The following is a 22609-nucleotide window of genomic DNA, read 5'->3' as shown; positions in this document are numbered from 1 at the left end:
GTGAACGCGCCCCCCGTGCGCCAGAGTGGTGGCGAACCCGATCATGAGGAGCTGTGTCATGTCGTACCCCGAGCCCCGGTACTTCGGCGAGAAGGGCGAGGTCAACGCGGTGTTCCGGCCGGCGGACACGCCCGCCGAGCTGGCCTCGCCGAACGGGAGCCGTACGCACTACCTCGCCACCACCGAGTCCACACAGGGCGAGTTCGGGCTCTACCGGCTCGACATGGCGCCCCGGGCCGGCGGCCCCAGCACCCACTTCCACCGCACGATCTCGGAGACCTTCTTCATCCTCGACGGCACGGTCCGCCTCTACAACGGCGAGCAGTGGATCGAGGCCGAGAAGGGCGACTTCTTGTACGTCCCGACGGGCGGCCTGCACGGCTTCCGCAACGACTCCGACGAGGCCGCCTCGATGCTGCTGCTCTTCGCACCGGGCGCCCCGCGTGAGCAGTACTTCGAGAAGGTGGGGGAGGTCGCGCAGATGAGCCCGCAGGAGCGCACGGAGTTCTTCCTGAAGCACGACACGTACTGGACGGACTGAGCGCCCTACCCCGCAGGCTGGGGCGGCTCCGCAACCCAGCCCGCGGTGAGGACCAGGCGTGAGGTGCGGTGTACGGCCAGGAAGCCGAAGGGGCGGTCGAAGACCGCCTCTATCCGCCTCACCAGGTACGGCGGGGGAGGCGGGACGCTGCCCGCGTTCATCGCCACCGCGGTCACCGTGCCCGCGCGGAAGCCGAGTTCACCGAAGGTCGCCCTCGCCGCCTGCCGTGCCGAGGCGACGGCCAGCGGTGCGGGGCTGATGCCGTCGAAGTGGCCACTCGTCCGCTCGCTCGCCGTCGCCAGGCCGAACAGGCGCGCCGAGGCCAGCAGGTCGTGCTCGGAGGAGAGGTCGAACGGCACCGTGGTGACGTCGAGTCGGGGCTCCTGGGTGGTGCTGCGCACCTCCCGCACCGTCAGGCCCGGACCCACCGCGCCCTGGATGAGGCGGTCCCCGGGCACGACCGGGCAGCGCCCCGCGAGGGCGTCGACGCCGCCCGCCAGGACCTGACCCGCCGTCAACTCGGCTTCGCCGAGCAGGAGATGGACGTCCACGCCGGTGTCACCGAGGACCTTGAGCACGGTCAGCGGGCCGTGCGCGGTCTCGGCGACGGCGACCTCGTCGAGCAGTGCGGTGGAGCGGCGCAGGGTGGGCAGCCGCCGATCGGCCCACGGTCCGGACTCGGGGTGCCTGCTCGAAGCCCAGAAGGGCTTCACCCACTCCGTCCGTACCGCCTGGGCCGCCGCGAGGATCAGCTCGGTGTCCCCGTCCGCCGCCACCGGCATGGCCTCGATCAGCCCGCCCGTGTGCTCGGACACCCAGGCGTCCAGGGCCTTGCGGTCCGCGGCGGGGTCCGAGGTGAGCACCCCGTGGGTGCCCGGCGGGAGTCCGGCCGACCACTCGGGGCGCAGCGGCAGCGTCCGCCTGGTCCACAGCCCGGTCGCCGCGTGCACCCCGGGGATCGCGCCGACGTGGGCCAGGAACTCCCGGGCGGCGCTGGCCGCGTCCTCGGGGCGCAGGCCCACGGCGTCCGCCAGCTCGGCCCTCGCCGGGCCGTGCGCACCGGCCGCGAGGAGGGCGAGCAGCGGCCAGACGCCGGCCGCCGAGAAGACGGTGTCCGTCCTGCCGGCGTGGGTGCTTCCCCACCGTGCCGTCAGCGCGTTGGCCGCTTCGATCGCGGCAGCCCTGGATGCCATCCCGCCCCTCATTCCCCCGTACTCGCCCGCGTACGATGCGCATTCGCGCAACAGTTCGCCACAGCCCTATGAGGAGCACCGTACCCGTGGAGATACCGCCGCCGCCCGCACCCGGGCAGCAGCCTCAGCAGCCGCAACCGGGGCAGGGGTACGGCTGGCCGGTGCCGCCTCAGGCACCGGGGGGACACCCGGGTCCGGGTCCGTACCCGGGGCAGCCGATGAACGGCGGGCCCTGGTATCCGTATCCGCAGGCGCCGCAGCAGCCGCCGGTGAGCGGGCTCGCCGTCGGCTCGCTGATCGCCGGCATCCTGTGCTGCATACCCCCGCTCGGTCTGGTCCTGGGTGTCGTCGCGCTCGGGCAGATCAAGAAGAAGGGGCTGCGCGGCAAGGGCATGGCAGTCGCCGGCGTCGTGCTCTCGGCGATCAGCACGCTGCTGCTGATCGTCTCGATCGCGACGGGCGGGCTCGCGGACGGCTGGCGGAACTTCAAGGACGGCTGGAACGGCTCGGTCTCCAGCACGCGCAACACGCTCGACCTGCGCAAGGGCGACTGCTTCGACGTGCCCGGCGGCAAGCTGGAGCGCGAGGTCGCCTCCGTGCGGATCGTGTCCTGCAAGGGCAGGCACGACGCCGAGGTCTCCGGTTCGTTCCGGCTGAACGGGAACGGCGGCTACCCGGGCGCGGAGGCCATCTCCACCGAGGCCGACGCGCGGTGCTGGGACGTGGAGCAGGCGTACGCCATGGACAGCTGGAAGATCCCGGCGGGCGCGGGGCCGTACTACTACACGCCGAGCCGGAAGAGCTGGGCGCTCGGCGACCACACCGTCACCTGCGCGTTCGCCTCGGAGGGCGGCAAGCTCGAAGGGTCGGTGCGCAATGACGCCGGCACGCTCGACGCCGACCAGCTCGCGTTCCTGAAGGCCGCCAACGACGTGGAGCGCACCCTGGCCAAGGCCCCCGACGAGGACCGGGTCGAGGACGACCTGCCCGGCTTCAAGAAGTGGGCGGGCGAGATGACCGGCACCCTGGGCCTGGATGCCCAGGACCTGACCGCGCACACCTGGTCGGCCGGCAAGCTCGCGTCCGTGCAGGCGTACATCGACGGCATGAAGACCGCGCAGATGGAGTGGGTGAAGGCGTCGGGCGCCTCCGACGCCGACGCGTTCTACCTGCACTCCGGGGCGGCGGACAAGGCGATGAAGCAGGCCGACGAGATCGCCGCGCGCGCCGCCCTCGGCCTCGCGACGACCCCGCCGTCCACCGACGAACACCCCGGCGGCGGTGGCAGCGGCAGCGGCAAGGGCGGGACCGGTTCCGGAACCGGTGGTTCCAAAAGCGTCTGAGGAGGTCTCGGGTAGGGCAGAACGTATCCGCTGTACCGCGGGTACGCCCTGGGCAGGGGCTCTTAATCACTTCGAGTGAATGTCTGGCCTTTGCTTGCGGTCGCCAACCCACGGTTGCCACGCTGTTGCTGTCTGTCAACCTGATGGGAGTGGCCCGTGACATTCGGTGAGCAGCCCGCCTATCTGCGCGTAGCCGGCGATCTGAGGCAGAAGATCGTGGACGGTTCGCTGCCGCCGCACACCCGGCTCCCTTCGCAGGCCAGGATCCGCGAGGAGTACGGGGTTTCGGACACCGTGGCGCTCGAAGCCCGCAAGGTCCTGATGGCCGAGGGCCTGGTCGAGGGCCGCTCCGGATCGGGCACATATGTGCGCGAGCGCCCGGTGCCGCGCCGGGTCGCCCGCTCCGGCTACCGGCCCACGAAGGGCGCGAGCCCGTTCCGCCAGGAGCAGGCCGAGGAGGCGGCGCGCGGGACCTGGGAGTCCCGCAGCGAGCAGGAGGAGGCCACCGCCGAGATCGCCAAGCGGCTCGGCATCCGCCCGGGCGACCGTGTCATGCGCACGCGGTACGTGTTCCGCGATGCGGGCGAGCAGATGATGCTGTCCACGTCGTGGGAGCCCCTCTCCGTCACCGGGCGCACTCCGGTGATGCTGCCCGAGGAGGGGCCGCTCGGAGGATGCGGGGTGGTCGAGCGGATGGGCGCGATCGACGTCGTGGTGGACAACGTCGTCGAAGAGGTCGGTGCGCGCCCGGGTCTCGCGGAGGAACTCCTCGCGCTCGGCGGGGTCCCCGGCCATGTCGTCCTGGTCATCGAGCGGACGTACTACGCCTCGGGGCTCGCGGTGGAGACGGCCGACGTCGTCGTCCCGGCCGACCGCTACCGGATCGCGTACCACCTGCCCGTGAAATAGCGGCCCCGGTACGGGGGAGAAGGGGGCGCACCCAACAGGTGCGCCCCCTTCTCCGTGTGCCGCCGATGACCGAATTCGTATCTCTTTGTGTAAACCCGTATCCGCTGAGTAAAGGTCAGGCGTAGGCTCGGGCATATGCGGATTGCGGTTTCCTGGGGATGCTTACTGACCTGCACGCCGACGCCGGGAGAGGTGCGATGAACGACAGTGGGGCTGTGCTCGCCTGGCAGGTGATACGCCAGGACGACAACGGCAACCAGTACCGCGTCGGCAAGTACGCCACGCGCGCCGAGGCCGAGCAGATGGCCGACCGCCTCGACGTCCGCGGGCACAAGCAGCTCTACTGGGTCGAGCGGATCGGCGCCCCCGCCCAGCAGTAGCCCTTCCCGCGGGCAGGATGCGGGACGGCCGAAGGGCGCGCGTTACGCTCCGGCGCATGAACGAGACCGTGGTGGTGGCCGGAGCCGTGTACGACCGGGGGCGCCTGCTCGCCGCCCGCCGCAGCGCCCCGCCCGAGCTGGCCGGCCGCTGGGAACTGCCCGGCGGCAAAGTGGAACCGGGTGAGAGCCCGCAGCAGGCCCTCGTGCGCGAACTCCGCGAGGAACTCGGCATCGAGACCGAGCCGCTGGAACGCATCGCGGGGGAGTGGCCCCTCAGGCCCGGCCTCGTCCTGCACGCATGGACCGCGCGGCTGCTCGACGGCGAGCCCCGACCGCTCCAGGACCACGACGAACTCCGGTGGCTGGCCCCCGAGGAGGCCGACGAGGTCGACTGGCTCCCCCAGGACCGCCCAGCGGTGGCGGAGGCGATGCGCATCCTGGGGGCTTTGCGCCGCTGAGCGGAGCCCACCCTTCCCGCAGGGCACTTTCATGCCGCCATACGCCCCACTTGGGGATAGGCCGTACCAAATATCGGGTATGTGCCTATTAATCGTTTCTAAACCCCCCGAACCATCGGATGCGGGTGATCGGCGTGATCGACACCTCGGGCGAGTGCGCCGAGTGGACCTTCCCGGCTGAACCGGGAGCCGTACGGACCGCCAGGCACGCCGTCCGGGACGCCCTGCGCGGCTGGGCCCTCGACGGCGCGGCCGTGGACGTGGCGGTGCTCCTGGTCAGCGAGCTGGTGACCAACTCCCTGCGCTACGCGTCGGGGCCCATCGGGGTCCGGCTCGACCGGCTCGACAACATCACCCTGCTCGTGGAGGTTTCCGATCCGCTTCCGGATCCGCCGGTCGAACGTACGGCCGGAATGGAGGACGAAGGGGGCCGGGGCATACAGCTCGTGGCCTGTTCCGCCCGGCGCTGGGGGACCCGCCACGGCAGAACAGGCAAGACCGTGTGGTTCGAGCTGGCTCTGCATGGTTAGAAGGAGGGAGGGACGGACGATCACAAGCCCCGGTTGAGAACCGGCCGGCAACGGCTGGAAAAGAACGAGACCGGGTCGTGATCGTGAACGCCGTGTCGGCTGGGGCCGTAGTGCTGAATACTGCGGTCAAGGCCGGTCCGGTGCGGTGAGCTGGAGGGGACGGTCGCGTGAGCGAGATACCTGAGACGGCTGGCGATGTCGTGTGGCAGAGCAGCCCGCCTGGCTCGATCTATGACTACATCCGCGTCGCCTCGTTCTCGATCGGGCCCGACGGGCTGATCGAGCAGTGGAGCCTGCGGGCCGAGGAACAGTTCGGCCTGGCCGCGGCCACCGTGATCGGCCGCGACCCCGTCGAGGCGTTCATGCCCCCCGAACTGCGCCCGCGCGGCCACCGCCGGGTCGCCGAGATCCTGGACGGCAAGGAATGGACCGGCGTCGTCCCCTTCCGCATGCCGTCCGACGGGGCCGAGCGTGCCCGGGGTCTCGCCGAGCTCTACGTCATGCCGAGCCGTACGGCCGCCGACGAACGGGCGGCCCTTTGTATCGTCGTCGACGTACGCGCCCTGCGCGGCATCGAGACCGACCTGGCCGCGTCGCAGGCCATTTTTGGTCAATCTCCCTATGGCTTCCTGCTGTTCGGTACGGATCTCACCGTGCTCCGCGCCAACCGGCGGTTCGCCACCGTCTTCGGCGGGGCCCCCGAGGAACACCGCGGCCACACCGTCCACGACTACCTCTCCCGCCCCGAGGCCGACCGGATGTCCGCCGCGCTGCAGCGGGTCCTGGACACCGGGGAGTCCGTCACCGACCTGCAGATAGTGGGCTCGGCGCCCGGCGGCTCCGACCACAGGCACTGGTCGATCAACCTGTACCGGGTGCACAGCGGCACCGGGCGCCCGATCGGCGTCGCGGGCCTCGGCATCGATGTGACCCGCCGTCACAACGCGGCCCGCGAGGCCGCCGACGCCCGCCGCAACCTCGCCCTCCTGAACGAGGCGGGCGCCCGCATGGGCAACTCCCTCGACCTGGAGACCACCGCCCGCGAACTCCTCGACATCACCGTCCCCGGCTTCTGCGACCTCGCCTCCGTCGACCTCTACCAGACCCTGCTCGCCGGCGACGACCCCGGCGCCGGCCCCTGTGACGGGCGCGGTGAACTGCGCCGGGTCGCCTTCGCGAGCGCCGTCTCGGACGGGCCGCTGACCGGCGGCGAAGGGGAGGTGGGCGTCGGCGACGTACACCGCTACCGGTTCCACTCGCCGTACGCGAGCGCGCTGCGCACCGCCCGGGTGCACACGGTGCGGGGCGCCGACGGCGGTCTAGTGCAGACCATCCTCGCCGTGCCGATGGTCGCCCACGACACCGTCGTCGGCCTGGTGCAGTTCGCCCGGGCCAAGGGCAGTGAGCCGTTCGGCGAGCGCGACCGGGCGCTCGCCACCGAGCTCGCCTCGCGCGCCGCCGTCTGCATAGACAACGCCCGCCTCTACCGAAGGGAGCACGAGCGCGCGCTGATCCTCCAGCGCTCCCTGCTCCCGCCCGGCGACCCCGAGGCCGCCGGGCTCGACATCGCCTGCCGGTATCTGCCGGGCAGCGCGGAGTCCGAGGTCGGCGGCGACTGGTTCGACGTCATCGAACTCCCCGGCCACCGCACCGCGCTCGTCATCGGCGACGTGATGGGCCGCGGGCTGCGCGCCGCCGTCGCCATGGGCGAACTGCGCACCGCGGTACGGACGTTGGCGCTGCTCGACCTCGAACCGGCCGAGGTCCTCTCCCACCTCGACGAGATCGCCCGCGGGCTCGGCGCGCCCGGCGGCAGCCAGCAGGCGTCCCGGGTCGCCCACAAGTCCCGCGACGCCGACCTCTCCGAGGTGTACCTCGCGACCTGTGTGTACGCGGTCTACGACCCGGTCACCCGGCGCTGTACGTTCGCCAACGCCGGGCACCTGCCGCCCGTCCTGGTCGAACCCGGCGACGACCCGGGCGAGCCCGCCATGCTCCTGGACGTGCCGCCCGGGCTGCCGCTCGGCGTCGGCGGCGAGCCCTTCGAGGAGGTCGAGGTCGACCTGCCCGAGGGCGCGCTGCTCGCCCTCTACACCGACGGCCTCGTCGAGTCCCGCGACCATCCGCTCGACGAGGGCCTCAACGCCTTCCGCAAGACCCTCACCGACCCGGACCGTCCCCTTGAGGACGTCTGCGACCAGGTCCTCGGCTCCCTCGACACCCGCCACGGCGAGGACGACATCGCGCTGCTCCTCGCCCGCATCCAGGGCCTGCCCGCGGACGCGGTCGGCGACTGGCGCCTGCCGCGCGAGCCCCGCTCGGTGGGGCGGGCCCGCGAGCTCGCCCGCACGCAGCTGCTCGCCTGGGACCTGGACGACCTCGTCGACACCACGGAACTCCTGGTCAGCGAGCTGGTGACCAACGCGTTGCGGTACGGGGACGGCGAGATCAGGCTCCGCCTCCTCCGGGACCGCACGCTGGTGTGCGAGGTGTGGGACGCGGGCCTGGTCCAGCCCCGGCGCCGCCGGGCCCGCGACACGGACGAGGGCGGGCGAGGCCTCCAGCTGGTCGGCCTCCTGAGCGCGGCCTGGGGCGCCCGCCGCACCCCGCGCGGCAAGACGGTGTGGTTCGAACTGGCCCTGCCGGACGGGGAGTCCGGGCCGGTGGAGCTGACGGAGGAACAGATCCTGAGCATGTTCTGACGCCCTCTCCTCAAAACGCCGGAGAGGCTGGGGGGGGGCTTTCGGCTGCGGACCGGGGGTGGCTGGTCGCGCAGTTCCCCGCGCCCCTAGCAGGGTGGGGCGCAGGGGCGCTTTCCGGTCGCCAGGGTTCTGTTTCAGCCATACGCTCGGAGCGTGATGCCGCCCGTCGGAAGAGCTTGGCGCCGTGCCGCCCTGGGCACGCTCGCCGCTCTGTGCTGGATCCTGATCGCCCCCGCCCCCGCCCTCGCCAACAGCACCCACGACTCCGGGAGTTCGGCGAGTGACCTGGTGCTCCCCGTGGTTGTGATCGTCGTGGCGGGCGCGTCAGCCGCGTACGCGTACCTCAAGAGAAAGCGGCGAACCCATACCCGCACCACGCCCGGCCAGGGGCAAGCTCCACCCAGGACACCCCCACCCCGCTAGGGGTGCGGGGCTGTGACATTGTGCGGCTCCGCCGCGATGGGGGTCCCCCCTGTTCGAGCAAAGCCGAGAACTTGGGGGAGCGAGCAACCACCCACGGTCCGCAGCCAAACAACCACCCCCCCAAGCCCCTCCGGCGTTTGAGGAGCCGGGGTTCGGGGGCGGAGCCCCTGAACAGGGAGGCGGCTAATCTGGGGCTCAGGGCATTCGAGGGGGAGACGCAGGCGTGGGCAGGATACGCACGTGGTGGGGCGGCCGCGGAGGCCGGTGGACGCGACGCACCCTGCTCGCCGCCACCCTGGTCGTAGTCGTCACCCTCGCCGCCGCCGGAGTGGCGCTCCGCGCCCAGTACGCCGGCGCCCCCGGCAAGGACACCCGCACCCGCGGCCGGGACGCCTACTGGCTCGGGCACGCCTGGGTCGACGGCCGCAAGAACGACAAGGACCTCGACGCCTTCGCGGCCAAACTGCGCGGCAGCGGCATCAAAGACCTCTTCGTGCACACCGGCCCCCTCGACCACGACGGCACCCTCCCCGTCACCCGCTACCCCAGGGCCAGCTGGCTGGTGGAGGGTGTCCACCGCAGGCTCCCGGATGTCCGGGTGCAGGCCTGGCTGGGGGACCGGCTGGCCGGCGAGCGCCCCGTCGGGCTGCGGCTCAACACCCCCACCACCCGCACCGCCGTCGTCACCACCGCCCGCCAAGTCCTGGACGGCGCCCACTTCGACGGCGTCCACTTTGACCTGGAGCCGCTCCCCTCGGGCGACAAGAACTACCTCGCCCTGCTCGACTCGCTGCACGCGCTCACCAAGCCCCGCGGCGCCGTGCTCTCCGTGGCCGCGCACCAGATAGACCCGCTGCCCGCACTGCACTCCGCGGCCGAAAGCCTCACCGGCCACGGCAAGTGGTGGGCGCAGGCCTACTTCGGACAGGTGGCCCGCCGCGTCGACCAGATCGCCGTGATGTCGTACGACACGGCGATGCCCGTGCAGAGCCTGTACGGCGGCTACGTCGCCCGTCAGACCGCGCTCGCCCTCCAAGTCACCCCGAAGCAGACCGACTTGCTGATGGGGCTTCCCTTCTACGACCACGAGAGCATGTCCCACCACGGCTCCGCCGAGACGGTCGAGGCGGCCGTGCGCGGGGCCCGCCTGGGCCTGGCCCGCACCGACCGCCACCGCCAGCACTTCGGCGTCGCCCTGTACGTCGACTTCGCCGAGCGCGACGAGGACTGGGCCGCCTACCGCAAGGGCTGGAGCTGACCAGCCCCCCAACCCCGTCAGGATTCCCGGCGCCGGATCCGGCTTCCCAGCCACACCAGCGGGTCGTACTTGCGGTCCGCCGCCCGCTCCTTCAGCGGGATCAGCGCATTGTCGGTGATTTTGATGTGCTCGGGGCAGACCTCCGTACAGCACTTGGTGATGTTGCAGTAGCCGAGCCCGTGCTCGTCCTGGGCGGTCGCCTTGCGGTCCAGGCCCGCCTCGGACGCCGCGTCCAGCGGGTGCATGTCGAGCTCCGCGACGCGCATCAGGAAGCGCGGGCCCGCGAAGGCGCCCTTGTTCTCCTCGTGGTCGCGCACCACGTGGCAGGTGTCCTGGCACAGGAAGCACTCGATGCACTTGCGGAACTCCTGCGAGCGCTCCACGTCGATCTGCTGCATCCGGTACTCGCCCGGCGCCACCCCCTTGGGCGGCACGAACGCCGGCACCTCCCGTGCTTTCGTGTAGTTGAACGTCACGTCCGTGACCAGGTCCCGTACAACCGGGAACGCCCGCAAGGGAGTTACCGTGATGACGTCCCCCGGGGCGAACACCGACATCCTCGTCATGCACATCAGCCGCGGCCGCCCGTTGATCTCCGCGCTGCACGAACCGCACTTGCCCGCCTTGCAGTTCCAGCGGACCGCGAGGTCGGGGGCCTGGGTCGCCTGGAGGCGGTGGATGATGTCGAGGACCACCTCGCCGTCGTTCACCTCCACCGTGAAGTCGGTGAGTTCACCGCCGCCGGTGTCGCCCCGCCAGACCCGGAAGCTCGCATCGTACGTACTCACTCGTACAGCTCCTCTTCGGCGAGGTACTTGACCAGCTCCTCCTTCTCGAAGAGGGAGAGCAGATCGGCACGGATGGGGTCGGTCTCCTCGCGCACCAGCCTGATCTGGCCGCGCTCGGAGTCGGGCGGGGCCAGGCCCTCGGTGGGGTCGGCGAGGTGGCACAGCAGGTTCACCCGCCGCCAGGCGCGGTCCATCGATGGCCAGTCCTCGCGGGTGTGGCCGCCGCGGCTCTCGGTGCGCTCAAGCGCGGCCCGCGCCACGCACTCGCTCACGAGCAGCATGTTGCGCAGGTCGAGCGCGAGGTGCCAGCCCGGGTTGAACTGGCGGTGCCCCTCGACCCCGGCCCGCCGAGCCCGCATGCGCAGCTCGGCGAGCTTGCGCAGCGCCTGGTGCATCTCGCCCTCCCGGCGGATGATGCCGACCAGGTCGTTCATGGCCTGCTGGAGCTCCTGATGCAGGGTGTACGGGTTCTCGACGGGCGAGCCGTCCTCGGGGGCCTCGGCGCTGAACGGGCGCAGGGCCTCCGCGGCCGCCGTGTCGATCTGGATCTCGTCCACGGCGGGGCGAGCCGCGAGCGAGGCCGCGTACTCGGCGGCGTGCAGCCCGGCCCGGCGGCCGAAGACCAGCAGGTCGGAGAGCGAGTTGCCGCCGAGCCGGTTGGATCCGTGCATGCCGCCCGCGACCTCGCCGGCCGCGAAGAGGCCGGGCACGCCGCGGGCCGCCGCGGTGTCGGAGTCGACCGCGATGCCGCCCATCACGTAGTGACAGGTGGGCCCGACCTCCATCGCCTCGGCCGTGATGTCCACGTCCGCCAGCTCCTTGAACTGGTGGTACATGGACGGCAGCCGGCGCCGGACGACCTCGGCGGGCATGCGCGTGGAGACGTCCAGGAAGACGCCGCCGTGCGGGGTGCCGCGGCCCGCCTTGACCTCGGCGTTGATGGCCCGGGCGACCTCGTCGCGGGGGAGCAGCTCGGGCGGCCGGCGGTTGTGGTCCGGGTCCTCGTACCAGCGGTCGCCCTCCTCCTCGGACTCCGCGTACTTCTCCTTGAAGACGTCCGGCACGTAGTCGAACATGAAGCGCTTGCCGTCGGAGTTCCTGAGCACCCCGCCGTCACCGCGCACCGACTCGGTGACCAGGATCCCCTTGACCGACGGCGGCCAGACCATGCCCGTGGGGTGGAACTGCACGAACTCCATGTTCAGGAGCGGCGCCCCGGCGAGCAGCGCGAGCGCGTGCCCGTCGCCGGTGTACTCCCACGAGTTGGACGTCACCTTGAACGACTTGCCGATGCCGCCGGTCGCGAGCACGACCGCGGGGGCCTCAAGGACGAAGAAGCGGCCGCTCTCGCGCTCGTAGCAGAACGCTCCGGATACCCGCTCCTCCTCCTTCAACACCCTGGTGACGGTGCACTCCTGAAAGACCTTCAGGCGGGCCTCGTAGTCGCCGAACTCCTTCTTGTCCTCCTGCTGAAGACTGACGATCTTCTGCTGGAGGGTGCGGATGAGCTCCAGGCCCGTACGGTCGCCGACGTGGGCGAGGCGCGGGTACTCGTGGCCGCCGAAGTTGCGCTGGGAGATGCGGCCGTCCGCCGTGCGGTCGAACAGGGCGCCCCAGGTCTCCAACTCCCATACGCGCTCGGGGGCTTCACGCGCGTGCAGCTCCGCCATGCGCCACTGGTTCAGGAACTTGCCGCCGCGCATGGTGTCGCGGAAGTGGACCTGCCAGTTGTCGCCGGAGTTCACGTTGCCCATGGAAGCCGCGATGCCGCCCTCGGCCATGACGGTGTGCGCCTTGCCGAAGAGGGACTTGCAGATCACCGCCGTACGGGCGCCCCGCTCGCGCGCCTCGATGGCGGCCCGCAGGCCCGCCCCGCCCGCGCCCACCACGACGACGTCCCACTGCTGCCGTTCGAGTTGTGTCATGTCTAGAAGAACCTCGGATCGTCGAACGCCCCGGTGGCGAGCAGATACACATAGAAGTCGGCGAGCGCGACGCTGATCAACGAGGCCCAGGCCAGCAGCATGTGACGCTCATTCAGCTTTCCTACCCAGCCCCAGAGCCGGTAGCGCACCGGATGCTTGGAGAAGTGCCGCAGCCGGCCGCCGATGATGTGCCGGCAGGAGTGGCAGGACAGGGTGTACGTCCAGATCAGCGCGATGTTGACCAGGAACACCAGACTGCCGAGCCCCATGTGGCCCCACCCGTAGTGCTCGTCGCGGAACGAGAGCACGGTGTCGTACGTCAGGACCCCCGCGACCAGGACCGCGAAGTAGAAGAAGTACCGGTGGACGTTCTGCAGGATGAGCGGGAAGCGGGTCTCGCCCGAGTACTTCTTGTGCGGCTCGGCCACCGCGCAGGCGGGCGGCGAGGCCCAGAAGCCCCGGTAGTACGCCTTGCGGTAGTAGTAGCAGGTCAGCCGGAAGCCGAGCGGGAAGATCAGGATGAGGAGCGCGGGGGACAGGCCCCACCAGCTGCCGAAGATCTCCGCGTTCGGCCCGTGCCGCATGGGTGCGCAGTTGTCGGCGAGGCACGGGGAGTAGAACGGCGAGACATAGGGCGCGTGGTAGTAGTCCGCGTTCGCGAACGCACGCCAGGTCGAGTACACGATGAAGGCGAGCAGCCCCGCGGCGGTCACGGCCGGCGCCAGCCACCAGCGGTCGGTGCGCAGATGGCGGGGCGAGATGGCGGCGCGCGAGGCGTCGTGGACGCCGGTGCCGGTCCCCGCCGGGGGAGAGGGTTCCGTGCCTGTGGCCAAGAGTGGCTCCAGTGGAAGTGAAGTCAGGGGGCGCGTCGGCCGCGGGACCGGGTGCTCCCGAGCCCTTCGTCGTCCGCATCGGTCCAGAGCGAGGTGTCGTACGGGGTGTCGGGGATGGTGACCAGGTCGGGCCGGGCCGCCGGGGCGCCGGGTGCCGTCTCGCGGAGCAGCGCGAGGCTCTCGCGCAGATGGTCGGCGTCGGTCTTCACCCGCCTGATCTCCAGGCTGTGCCCGACCTGTTTCTCCAGTCGCCCGACGCTCTTCACGAGGTCGTCCAGGCAGCGCTGAGCCGCCGTCAACTCGTCTTGCAGGGACATGACTTGCCTGCCTTTCGCCGGAGCGGGTGGCAATGTTCATGCGCCTGAGAGTGTCGCGCCTCACATGCGCGGTTGTGAAGGTGCGTGCACGACGTTGTGGGGTTGCGGAATCGGGGCGCGCCCCCTATGGGGCCGGTGTTCGAAACGAGGCCGGCCGGGGGCTGTCGTGTTCGCGGGTGCGTTCGGCCGCACGGGTGGGGTTCGGGGCCCGCTGCGCCGTGTCGCCACCCGGGGGGCGGGCCCGTCCCCTTCAGTGGCTGGGATAGGTGTGATCATCGCGAAATGGCATCAAGCCCAGCAAATCTGACGAAGAGGTACAAGCCATGTCCCACGTCGGTGACCCGAACGGGAGGGCGCCCCGGATCGTCACGGCGATCCGGACCGCGGCCTGCGTCCGGTCGCGCTCCGTCGCGCTCCTGACCACCGGGGCGCTCGTGCTCCCCGTGCTGCTGACCGGCTGCGGCTCGGCCGACAGCGGGACCGAGGCGGGAGCCGCGCCCCAGGACATCGCGGTCGCCGAGCGGCCGCAAGTCGCCGACGGGGGCACCCTGAGGTGGGCCGTCGACGCGATGCCCGAGACGCTCAACACCTTCCAGGCCGATGCCGACACCGCGACCCAGCGGGTCGCCCAGGCCGTGCTGCCCGCGCTGTTCACGCTGGACGAGCGGGGCCGGCCGGAGCGCAACGCCGACTACCTGGAGTCCGCCGAGGTCGTCCAGCGCGAGCCCAAGCAGGTCGTGCTCTACAAGCTCAACCAGAGGGCGGTGTGGAGCGACGGCCGCGAGATCGGCGCCCCCGACTTCGTCGCCCAGTGGCGCGCGCTCAGCGGCAAGGACTCGGCGTACTGGACCGCGCGCAACGCCGGCTACGAGCGCATCGAGAAGATCGAGAAGGGTGCCAACGACCTGGAGGTCAAGGTCACCTTCGCCAAGCCGTACGCCGACTGGCGCTCCCTGTTCAGCCCGCTCTACCCGAAGGACATCACGGGCACCCCCGACTCCTTCAACGACGGCGCCCGTACGAAGCTGAAGGCGACCGCGGGGGCCTTCCGGCTCAAGGAGGCCGACCGCGCCAAGGGCGTCGTCACCCTGGAGCGCAACCCGCGCTGGTGGGGTCACCCGGCCAAGCTCGACACCCTGGTCCTACAGGCCGTGCCGCGCGACAAGCGGGCCGCGGCCCTGGCCGCCGGCACCGTCGACATGGCCGAGATCGACCGCACGGACGCCGACCGCATCACCCTCGCCGAACGCGACAAGGGCCAGGCCGTCACGCACGGCCCGGCCGCCGCGATCACGCCCGCCTCCGCGCTGCGCTCCTGGGCGATCGCCCACAGCGGCGAGGACGACAAGGCCGAGGCGGAGCAGGAGGCCCGCAAGGAGAGCCGGGCCGCCGTCGAGAAGTACGCCAAGGAACAGGCCGGGCTGCGCGGCTTCGCCATCCGCAAGACCCTGGAGCCCGCCTACACCCAGCTCGCCCTCAACGGTGCCTCCGGGCCGCTGGCCGACGAGCGGGTCCGGCGCGCGGTGGCCCGCGCACTCAACCGCCAGGAGATCGCCGAGGAGGTCCTCAAGCCGCTCGGCCTGCCCGCCCGGCCCCCCGGCAGCCACCTCGCCCTGGCCGGCCAGGACGCGTACACCGACAGCAGTGACGCGCTGGGCAGCCACGACGAGAAGGAGGCGCGGGCGCTGCTCGCGGATGCCGGGTGGACGACCGACGGCGCCCGGATGAAGCCGAAGCAGGTCCCCGCCAAGGCGGGCGGCGAGGCCGACGGCGAGGACTCCGACGACGGCAAGCGCCTGGCGGCCGCGACCCACCCCGCCACCGGGAACCACCCCAACGACGAGGGCACCTACATCGTCGGCGACGACAAGCCCGGCAGCGCCGGATCCGGTTCCTCCGTGCTCGCCCCGGACCGCGCCGCCGCCATCCAGCGGGCCGCGCTGCTCAAGCAGGCCCGCATCTTCGACACCGAGCCCGCCGAGCAGGGCAAGAAGGCCGCCGACAAGAACACCAAGACCGAAGCCCGGCCCAAGGGCGGCGCCCCCGGCGCGTACGCCCCGAAGGGCACCGCGGCCCCGGCGCCGCAGGGCGGCCCGCTCGGCAAGGACGGCAAGCCGCTCACCCTGCGCTTCGTGCTGCCCTCGGGCCCCGGCTCGCAGGCGCTGCGCACCGTCGGCGACAGGATCGCGGCCGAGCTGAAGGCCGTCGGCATCAACACCGACATCGTCAAGGTCGCCGACGACAGCTACTTCAAGGACCACATCGCGTCCGGCGACTTCGACCTGGCCCTGTACTCGTGGCCCGGCACCGCCTACCCGGCCACCGACGACCGGCCGATCTTCGCCAAGCCGGAGCCCGCCGCCGACGGCTCGCTGCTCGTCGAACAGAACTACAGCCGGGTCGGCACCGACCACATCGACCAGCTCTTCGAGCAGGCGGCCGCCGAGCTCGACGAGGACGAGGCCCGCGACCTCGTCCAGAAGGCCGACGCCAGGATCTGGGCGGCGGCCGGCTCGATTCCGCTCTACCAGCGTCCGCAGCTGGTCGCCGTGAAGCCGAATGTGGCCAATGCCGGTGCCTTCGGGTTCGGCGTCCCGCACTTCCAGGACATCGGGTTCAAGAAGCCGGAAACGGCGCCCGACGCGACGAAGAACAGTAAGAAGTAGAAGGAGAACAGTAAGAAGTAGAACAGAAAAAAAGCAGGTCAGAAGCGGACGCCGGTACCGGCCCCAAGCTCAGAACCTGCTCAAGTCACTTGCCCGCCGGCCCCGCCGGCGGGCAAGGTCGTGTACGCCCCTGACCCAGGCTCAATCACGACGTAGCCCCCTGCTCAAGATCGGCAGAATCGGCCCGGGAGGCCGTCGGCGCGGCGGCCCCGTACCATGGGAGGCAGCCGTGGCCTGTCTGCCCGGCGGGCGGACGAGGACTCGACCGCGTCAGACGCCTGATCCCACGATCGAGAGAAGCGCTAGCCAGCATGCCCACGCGCCACGACATCCGTAACGTCGCCATCGTCGCCCACGTCGACCACGGCAAGACCACCCTGGTCGACGCCATGCTCAAGCAGGCCGGTGCCTTCGCCGCGCACGCCGCCGAGTCGCTCGACGACCGCATGATGGACAGCAACGACCTGGAGCGTGAGAAGGGCATCACGATCCTGGCGAAGAACACCGCCGTCAAGTACCACCCCAAGGATGGCGGCGACGTCATCACCATCAACATCATCGACACCCCGGGCCACGCCGACTTCGGTGGCGAGGTCGAGCGCGGTCTGTCGATGGTCGACGCGGTCGTCCTGCTCGTGGACGCCTCCGAGGGTCCGCTGCCGCAGACCCGCTTCGTGCTCCGCAAGGCGCTGCAGGCCCGGATGCCCGTCATCCTCTGCATCAACAAGACGGACCGCCCGGACTCCCGGATCGACGAGGTCGTCAACGAGACGTACGACCTGTTCCTGGACCTGGACGCGGACGAGGACCAGATCGAGTTCCCGATCGTCTACGCCTGCGCCCGTGACGGCGTCGCGTCGCTGACCAAGCCGGAGAACGGCACGGTCCCGGCCGACAGCGACAACCTGGAGCCGTTCTTCTCGACGATCCTCTCCCACGTCCCGGCCCCCGAGTACGACGAGGCCGCCCCGCTGCAGGCGCACGTCACCAACCTCGACGCCGACAACTTCCTGGGCCGTATCGCGCTGCTCCGCGTCGAGCAGGGCGAGCTGCGCAAGGGCCAGACGGTCGCGTGGATCAAGCGGGACGGCACGATCTCCAACGTCCGCATCACCGAGCTGATGATGACCGAGGCGCTCACCCGCAAGCCGGCCGAGGTGGCCGGCCCCGGTGACATCTGCGCGGTCGCGGGCATCCCCGACATCATGATCGGCGAGACCCTGGCCGACCCGGAGAACCCGATCGCGCTGCCGCTGATCACGGTGGACGAGCCCGCCATCTCCATGGTGATCGGCACCAACACCTCCCCGCTGGTCGGCCGCGGCGGCACCGGCAAGGGCGCCCAGGCGAAGTCGGCGGTCAAGGACCGCAAGGTGACGGCCCGTCAGGTCAAGGACCGCCTCGACCGCGAGCTCATCGGCAACGTCTCGCTGCGCGTCCTCGACACCGAGCGCCCCGACGCCTGGGAGGTCCAGGGCCGCGGTGAGCTCGCGCTCGCCATCCTGGTCGAGCAGATGCGCCGCGAGGGCTTCGAGCTGACGATCGGCAAGCCGCAGGTCGTCACCCGGACCGTCGACGGCAAGGTGCAGGAGCCGGTCGAGCGCCTCACGGTCGACGTGCCCGAGGAGCACATGGGCGCCGTCACCCAGCTCATGGGTGTCCGCAAGGGCCGCATGGACAACATGTCCAACCACGGTTCGGGCTGGGTCCGCATGGAGTTCGTCGTCCCGTCCCGCGGCCTCATCGGCTTCCGTACGGAGTTCCTGACCAACACCCGCGGCACCGGTATCGCCCACTCGATCCACGAGGGCCACGAGCCGTGGTTCGGCACCCTGACGACCCGCAACAACGGTTCGCTGGTGGCCGACCGGGCCGGCGCCGTCACCGCCTTCGCGATGACGAACCTCCAGGAGCGCGGCGTCCTGTTCACCGACCCCGGCACCGAGGTGTACGAGGGCATGATCGTCGGCGAGAACTCGCGCGCCGACGACATGGACGTGAACATCACCAAGGAGAAGAAGCTCACGAACATGCGGTCCTCCTCGGCCGACTCGTTCGAGGCGATCGTCCCGCCGCGCAAGCTCTCCCTGGAGCAGTCGCTGGAGTTCTGCCGCGACGACGAGTGCGTCGAGGTGACCCCGGAGGCCGTGCGCATCCGCAAGGTCGTCCTGGACCAGAAGGAGCGCGGCCGCACCGCCTCGCGCGCCAAGCACAACTGACGTACCCAGTACGTCCAGAAGGCCCGGTTCCGCGTACTTCGCGGGGCCGGGCCTTCGGCGTTGCCGGCCGGGTTTGAACGGCCGTGTACACACGCGAGGGCGATCAAGTTCAAAGGACTGTCAAAGAGCCTCGTGGACAGTGACCGGGGCCCTCTACGGTCAAGTTGTTTTAACAGGCACGGTGTTCGGATATCGAGCGTCGCTCTCCGGAAGATGTGTTAACGGTCCGTTTCGGGTGTGTCTGTCTGTGCTCATTTTGTCCGGATTTCGGGCCGTTGACCGGTACCGATGTTGTCAAAACGAGACCCTTTAAGTGTGGTTTACAGCCCGGCCGTACTTAATAGTTGGCTCCATTGAGCTCGGGTCAATGGGTCACGCACTGTGGGGAGTGCCGACTCACGAGCACACTCGGGGTACTTGACGTCACAGCGCTGTCAGGGGTGTCAGCGCGCGTAGAAGTACCCCTCTTGTAGTGACAAGTGGACTCATGAGGAGGAAACCCATGCGTGGTGCTACGAGCGCCAAGTGGGTCGCGGGAGCGGCAATCATCGCCCTGGGCGCTACCGCTTGCGGTGGCGGCAAGGGCTCCGACGCGAAGGCCGAAGTGGACGCCAAGGGCGTCTACAGCTACCAGAGCAGCGAGCCGCAGCGTCCGCTGCAGCCGGCCAACGCCAACGAGGTCGGCGGCGGCCGCATCATCAAGAACCTGTTCCGCGGCCTGACGGACTACGACCCGGCGACGGGCAAGCTGCGGAACCAGATGGCCGACAAGATCGAGACCACTGACTCCCAGCACTACAAGATCACCATCAAGACCGGCTGGACCTTCCACGACGGCACCCCGGTGACCGCCGCGTCCTTCGTCGACGCCTGGAACTGGTCCGCCAACACCAAGAACAACCAGATCAACTCGACGTGGTTCGAGGACATCGCGGGTTACAAGGACGTCCACCCGGAGAAGGGTGACCCGACGGCCGACAAGATGTCCGGTCTGAAGGCGGTCGACGACAAGACGATCCAGGTCGACCTGAACCAGCCGGTGTCGTACTTCCCGTACAAGCTCGGCTACACCGCCTTCTCGCCGCTGCCGAAGGCCTTCTACGCCGACCCGAAGAAGTTCGGCGAGAACCCGGTCGGCAACGGGCCGTACAAGTTTGTCAGCTGGGAGCACAACAAGGCTGTCACGCTGACCGCGTACGACGGCTACAAGGGTGAGGACAAGCCGAAGAACGGCGGCATCGTCTTCAAGAACTACACCCAGGCCGAGGCTGCCTACAAGGAGCTCACCTCGGACACCCTGGATGTGCTCGACCAGGTCGACCCGACCGACCTCCCGAAGTACAAGGCGGACCTCGGCAACCGCGCCGTCGACCAGCCGCAGGGTGGCATCACCTCCATCGCCTTCGCGATGTACGACGACGCCTGGAAGGCGCCGGAGAAGGCCAAGGTCCGCCAGGGTCTGTCCATGGCGATCGACCGCGACACCATCACCAAGACGGTGCTCCAGGGTTCGCGCCAGCCGGCCGACAGCTTTGTCGCCCCGGGCGTGGCGGGCTACAAGCAGGGCGCCTGCGGCGACGCCTGCACGTACAACCCGGCCAAGGCCAAGGAGCTCATCGCCGCGGGTGGTGGCGTCCCGAACAACAAGGTCACCATCCTCTACAACGCCGACGGCGGTCACAAGGAGTGGGTGGACGCGGTCTGCAACTCCATCCGCCAGGCCACCGGCATCGACTGCACCGGTGACCCGAAGCCGGACTTCAAGACCGCTCGTGACCTCATCACGAACAAGCAGGTCAAGAGCATCATGCGGTCCGCCTGGCAGCAGGACTACCCGCTGAACGCCAACTTCCTGCGCGACATCTACGGCACCGGCGCCTCGGCCAACGACTCGGGCTTCTCGGACCCCGCGTTCGACAACTTCTCCAAGGCCGCCGACAAGGCCACCAGCGTCGACCAGACGACGGCCCTGTACCAGCAGGCCGAGGGCGTCCTCTTCAAGGACATGCCGTCCATCCCGCTCTGGTTCTACAAGACCAACGCGGGCTGGTCGAACAAGGTCCAGAACGTCAAGTACGACTCCTTCGGCGACCCTGTCTTCACGCAGGTCGAGGTCAAGAAGAAGTAACCAGGTCGGCATCCGGCCCACCCCCAAGCTCCGCAATCGCGGAGCAGGCACAGTGAAGACGCGGCCGGACGCTCCCCCTACTCTTTGGGGGAGCGATCCGGCCGCCGTCGCGCCGACCCATCTATGGAGGCACCATGGGGCGTTATGTCGCGAGGCGACTGCTCCAGATGATCCCGGTATTCCTCGGGACGACCCTGCTCATCTTCCTGATGGTGTACGCCCTGCCGGGCGACCCCGTCAGAGCCATGTGGGGCGACAAGGCGGCAGACCCCGCCCAGCTCGCCGCCATCAGGCACCAACTGGGCCTGGACCAGCCGCTGTGGAAGCAGTACTGGGACTACATCTCCAACCTGGCCCACTTCGACTTCGGCATGACCATGTCGGGCCGCAAGGTCACCGACGTGATGAGCGAGGCCCTGCCGGTCACCGTCCGGCTCGCGCTCATGGCCTTCACCATTGAGCTCGTGCTCGGTGTGCTGCTCGGTGTCCTCTCGGGTCTGCGCCGCAACAAGCTCATGGACAAGCTCGTCCTGGTCGTCACCCTCCTGGTGATCTCCGTGCCGATCTTCGTCCTCGCCTACGTCTTCCAGGCGGTCTTCTCGGACGGCCTCGGATGGGTCACCCCGACCGTCCAGGACTCCATGGACCTGAGCCAGTTGATGCTGCCGGCCATCGTGCTGGGCTCGCTGTCGCTCGCGTACGTGGCACGGCTCTCGCGCACCTCGATCGTCGAGAACCTGCGTGCGGACTACATCCGCACCGCCGTCGCCAAGGGCCTGCCCAAGCGCCGCATCATCACCCGCCACCTGCTGCGCAACTCGCTGATCCCGGTGGTGACCTTCCTCGGAACCGACCTCGGAGCCCTGATGGGCGGCGCGATCGTCACCGAGGGAATCTTCAACGTGCAGGGTGTCGGAAACGCGCTCTACCGAGCCATCAACGGCAAGGAAGGTGCGACGGTGGTCGGTTTCGTGACCGTCCTGGTCGTCGTCTACCTCCTCTCCAGCTTGATCGTCGACCTGCTCTACGCGGTCCTGGACCCGAGGATCCGGTATGCCTGACACCATCGAGAAGACCTCGGTCCCCGGATCGGCGGCCGTAAACGCCCCGGCAGACCAGGTCGACAAGCCGCGCAGCCTCTGGTCGGACGCGTGGGGCGACCTGCGCCGCCGCCCGGTCTTCATCCTCTCGGCGCTGCTCATCGTGCTGCTGATCGCCATCTCCATCGCGCCGAGCCTGTTCACCTCGGTGGACCCGCGCGCCGGCGATCTGCGCAACCACTACCTGACCACCCCCAACTGGGGTCACGTCTTCCAGCCCGACTGGTTCGGCTACGACGGTCAGGGCCGCAGCATCTACGCCCGTACGCTCTACGGCGCCCGGGCCTCGATCACCGTCGGCATCTGCGTGACCGCCGCGGTCACCATCGTCGGCGGCATCACGGGCATGATCGCCGGTTACTTCGGCGGCTGGGTCGACACCCTGCTCTCCCGGATCACCGACATCTTCTTCGGCATCCCGCTGCTGCTCGGTTCGCTGGTGATCCTCAGCGCGTTCACCAACCGCACCGTGTGGACCGTGGTGTTCGCACTCGCGGTGCTCGGCTGGACGCAGATGACCCGTGTCATGCGCGGCGCCGTCATCACCGCCAAGGCCGCCGACTACGTCACCGCGGCCCGGGCGCTCGGCGCCGGCACGTTCCGGATCATGCTCCGGCACATCCTGCCGAACGCGGTCGCCCCGGTCATCGTGGTCGCCACCATCGCGCTCGGCGGCTACATCGGCGCCGAGGCGACGCTGAGCTACCTCGGTATCGGTCTGCAGGACCCGACGATCAGCTGGGGCATCGACATCTCGTCGGCCCAGCGCGTGATCCGCACGGCCCCGCACGCACTGTTCTTCCCCGCGGGCATGCTGAGCCTCACCGTTCTCGCGTTCATCATGCTCGGCGACGCGGTGCGCGACGCCCTCGACCCCAAGCTGCGCTGAGGAGGGC

The 22609-nt window shown here is 70.0% G+C and carries 19 protein-coding genes; 14 read left to right on the top strand and 5 right to left on the bottom strand.

Translation table 11 applies throughout. The annotated features are described in order from the left end of the window. Positions 1-58: 58 nt before the first annotated feature. Complete coding sequence (locus ACSHXC_RS13995) at positions 59-541, top strand: cupin domain-containing protein (RefSeq protein ID WP_438291905.1); 483 nt, start codon at positions 59-61, stop codon at positions 539-541. A 5-nt stretch (positions 542-546) separates the two neighbouring features. On the opposite strand, the gene ACSHXC_RS13990 is transcribed toward ACSHXC_RS13995, so the two are convergent. After that, complete coding sequence (locus tag ACSHXC_RS13990; RefSeq protein ID WP_438291904.1) at positions 547-1734, bottom strand: serpin family protein; 1188 nt, start codon at positions 1732-1734, stop codon at positions 547-549. Between the two features lie 218 nt (positions 1735-1952). Between ACSHXC_RS13990 and ACSHXC_RS13985 the strand changes: the two genes are divergently transcribed. The 8 genes from ACSHXC_RS13985 (at position 1953) to ACSHXC_RS13950 (ending at position 9737) form a co-directional block, all read left to right on the top strand. Continuing rightward, complete coding sequence (locus tag ACSHXC_RS13985) at positions 1953-3077, top strand: DUF4190 domain-containing protein (protein WP_438291903.1); 1125 nt, start codon at positions 1953-1955, stop codon at positions 3075-3077. 156 nt (positions 3078-3233) lie between these two features. Then, entirely contained in the window at positions 3234-3986 is a 753-nt protein-coding gene (locus ACSHXC_RS13980) for a GntR family transcriptional regulator (RefSeq protein ID WP_053729995.1), read from the top strand. Between the two features lie 197 nt (positions 3987-4183). Then, positions 4184-4366, top strand: coding sequence for an SPOR domain-containing protein (locus tag ACSHXC_RS13975; protein ID WP_189962829.1), 183 nt, complete (start codon positions 4184-4186; stop codon positions 4364-4366). A 56-nt stretch (positions 4367-4422) separates the two neighbouring features. Continuing rightward, complete coding sequence (locus ACSHXC_RS13970; RefSeq protein WP_438291902.1) at positions 4423-4824, top strand: (deoxy)nucleoside triphosphate pyrophosphohydrolase; 402 nt, start codon at positions 4423-4425, stop codon at positions 4822-4824. 125 nt (positions 4825-4949) lie between these two features. Further along, the gene (locus ACSHXC_RS13965) at positions 4950-5354 is read left to right on the top strand and encodes an ATP-binding protein (protein WP_438296569.1); all 405 of its coding nucleotides are present in this window, start codon (positions 4950-4952) and stop codon (positions 5352-5354) included. 167 nt (positions 5355-5521) lie between these two features. Then, positions 5522-8056 (top strand): SpoIIE family protein phosphatase, encoded by a 2535-nt coding sequence (locus ACSHXC_RS13960; protein WP_438291901.1) that lies wholly within the window; start codon positions 5522-5524, stop codon positions 8054-8056. A gap of 153 nt (positions 8057-8209) precedes the next feature. Next, positions 8210-8479 (top strand): hypothetical protein, encoded by a 270-nt coding sequence (locus tag ACSHXC_RS13955; protein ID WP_438291900.1) that lies wholly within the window; start codon positions 8210-8212, stop codon positions 8477-8479. Between the two features lie 232 nt (positions 8480-8711). Beyond that, complete coding sequence (locus tag ACSHXC_RS13950) at positions 8712-9737, top strand: hypothetical protein (RefSeq protein ID WP_438296568.1); 1026 nt, start codon at positions 8712-8714, stop codon at positions 9735-9737. Between the two features lie 17 nt (positions 9738-9754). Here the strand turns inward: ACSHXC_RS13950 and ACSHXC_RS13945 are convergent, their stop codons facing one another. Genes ACSHXC_RS13945 through ACSHXC_RS13930 form a run of 4 tightly spaced genes read right to left on the bottom strand, consistent with a single transcriptional unit; the run spans position 9755 to position 13600 of the window. Beyond that, positions 9755-10525 (bottom strand): succinate dehydrogenase/fumarate reductase iron-sulfur subunit, encoded by a 771-nt coding sequence (locus ACSHXC_RS13945; RefSeq protein WP_438291899.1) that lies wholly within the window; start codon positions 10523-10525, stop codon positions 9755-9757. Next, complete coding sequence (locus tag ACSHXC_RS13940; protein WP_438291898.1) at positions 10522-12450, bottom strand: fumarate reductase/succinate dehydrogenase flavoprotein subunit; 1929 nt, start codon at positions 12448-12450, stop codon at positions 10522-10524. The genes ACSHXC_RS13945 and ACSHXC_RS13940 overlap by 4 nt, the downstream gene beginning before the upstream one ends. Before the next feature lie 2 nt (positions 12451-12452). Next, positions 12453-13283: a hypothetical protein gene (locus ACSHXC_RS13935; protein WP_438291897.1), complete on the bottom strand. Its 831-nt coding sequence runs from the start codon at positions 13281-13283 to the stop codon at positions 12453-12455. A gap of 23 nt (positions 13284-13306) precedes the next feature. Beyond that, positions 13307-13600 carry a hypothetical protein gene (locus ACSHXC_RS13930; RefSeq protein WP_438291896.1) on the bottom strand — a complete coding sequence of 98 codons (294 nt, stop codon included), beginning with the start codon at positions 13598-13600 and terminating at the stop codon, positions 13307-13309. A 323-nt stretch (positions 13601-13923) separates the two neighbouring features. On the opposite strand from ACSHXC_RS13930, the gene ACSHXC_RS13925 reads away from it, so the two are divergent. The 5 genes from ACSHXC_RS13925 to ACSHXC_RS13905 all read left to right on the top strand — a co-directional run bounded on the left by ACSHXC_RS13925 (position 13924) and on the right by ACSHXC_RS13905 (position 22602). After that, a complete protein-coding gene (locus ACSHXC_RS13925; protein WP_438291895.1) occupies positions 13924-16266 on the top strand; it encodes an ABC transporter family substrate-binding protein in 2343 nt (780 codons plus the stop codon). A gap of 311 nt (positions 16267-16577) precedes the next feature. Further along, positions 16578-18485 carry a translational GTPase TypA gene (gene typA, locus ACSHXC_RS13920; RefSeq protein ID WP_438291894.1) on the top strand — a complete coding sequence of 636 codons (1908 nt, stop codon included), beginning with the start codon at positions 16578-16580 and terminating at the stop codon, positions 18483-18485. 502 nt (positions 18486-18987) lie between these two features. After that, on the top strand, positions 18988-20613 hold the full coding sequence (locus ACSHXC_RS13915) for a peptide ABC transporter substrate-binding protein (protein WP_438291893.1): 1626 nt from the start codon (positions 18988-18990) through the stop codon (positions 20611-20613). A 134-nt stretch (positions 20614-20747) separates the two neighbouring features. After that, positions 20748-21674, top strand: coding sequence for an ABC transporter permease (locus ACSHXC_RS13910; RefSeq protein ID WP_438291892.1), 927 nt, complete (start codon positions 20748-20750; stop codon positions 21672-21674). Continuing rightward, a complete protein-coding gene (locus tag ACSHXC_RS13905) occupies positions 21667-22602 on the top strand; it encodes an ABC transporter permease (RefSeq protein WP_438291891.1) in 936 nt (311 codons plus the stop codon). Before ACSHXC_RS13910 ends, ACSHXC_RS13905 begins: the two co-directional genes overlap by 8 nt. Positions 22603-22609: the final 7 nt, after the last annotated feature.

Origin of the sequence: Streptomyces sp. HUAS TT7, assembly GCF_051550175.1 — a bacterium.
Taxonomy (GTDB): Bacteria; Actinomycetota; Actinomycetes; order Streptomycetales; family Streptomycetaceae; genus Streptomyces.
This window is presented reverse-complemented; position numbering and strand designations above follow the sequence as displayed.

Bases quoted from the DNA above. Each gene is read 5' to 3' on its own strand.
- ACSHXC_RS13995 (WP_438291905.1), top strand. From the start codon at position 59: ATGTCGTACCCCGAGCCCCGGTACTTCGGCGAGAAGGGCGAGGTCAAC.
- ACSHXC_RS13990 (WP_438291904.1), bottom strand. From the start codon at position 1,734: ATGGCATCCAGGGCTGCCGCGATCGAAGCGGCCAACGCGCTGACGGCA.
- ACSHXC_RS13985 (WP_438291903.1), top strand. From the start codon at position 1,953: ATGAACGGCGGGCCCTGGTATCCGTATCCGCAGGCGCCGCAGCAGCCG.
- ACSHXC_RS13975 (WP_189962829.1), top strand. From the start codon at position 4,184: ATGAACGACAGTGGGGCTGTGCTCGCCTGGCAGGTGATACGCCAGGAC.
- ACSHXC_RS13970 (WP_438291902.1), top strand. From the start codon at position 4,423: ATGAACGAGACCGTGGTGGTGGCCGGAGCCGTGTACGACCGGGGGCGC.
- ACSHXC_RS13940 (WP_438291898.1), bottom strand. From the start codon at position 12,450: ATGACACAACTCGAACGGCAGCAGTGGGACGTCGTCGTGGTGGGCGCG.
- ACSHXC_RS13930 (WP_438291896.1), bottom strand. From the start codon at position 13,600: ATGTCCCTGCAAGACGAGTTGACGGCGGCTCAGCGCTGCCTGGACGAC.
- ACSHXC_RS13925 (WP_438291895.1), top strand. From the start codon at position 13,924: ATGTCCCACGTCGGTGACCCGAACGGGAGGGCGCCCCGGATCGTCACG.
- typA (WP_438291894.1), top strand. From the start codon at position 16,578: ATGCCCACGCGCCACGACATCCGTAACGTCGCCATCGTCGCCCACGTC.
- ACSHXC_RS13915 (WP_438291893.1), top strand. From the start codon at position 18,988: ATGCGTGGTGCTACGAGCGCCAAGTGGGTCGCGGGAGCGGCAATCATC.
- ACSHXC_RS13910 (WP_438291892.1), top strand. From the start codon at position 20,748: ATGGGGCGTTATGTCGCGAGGCGACTGCTCCAGATGATCCCGGTATTC.
- ACSHXC_RS13905 (WP_438291891.1), top strand. From the start codon at position 21,667: ATGCCTGACACCATCGAGAAGACCTCGGTCCCCGGATCGGCGGCCGTA.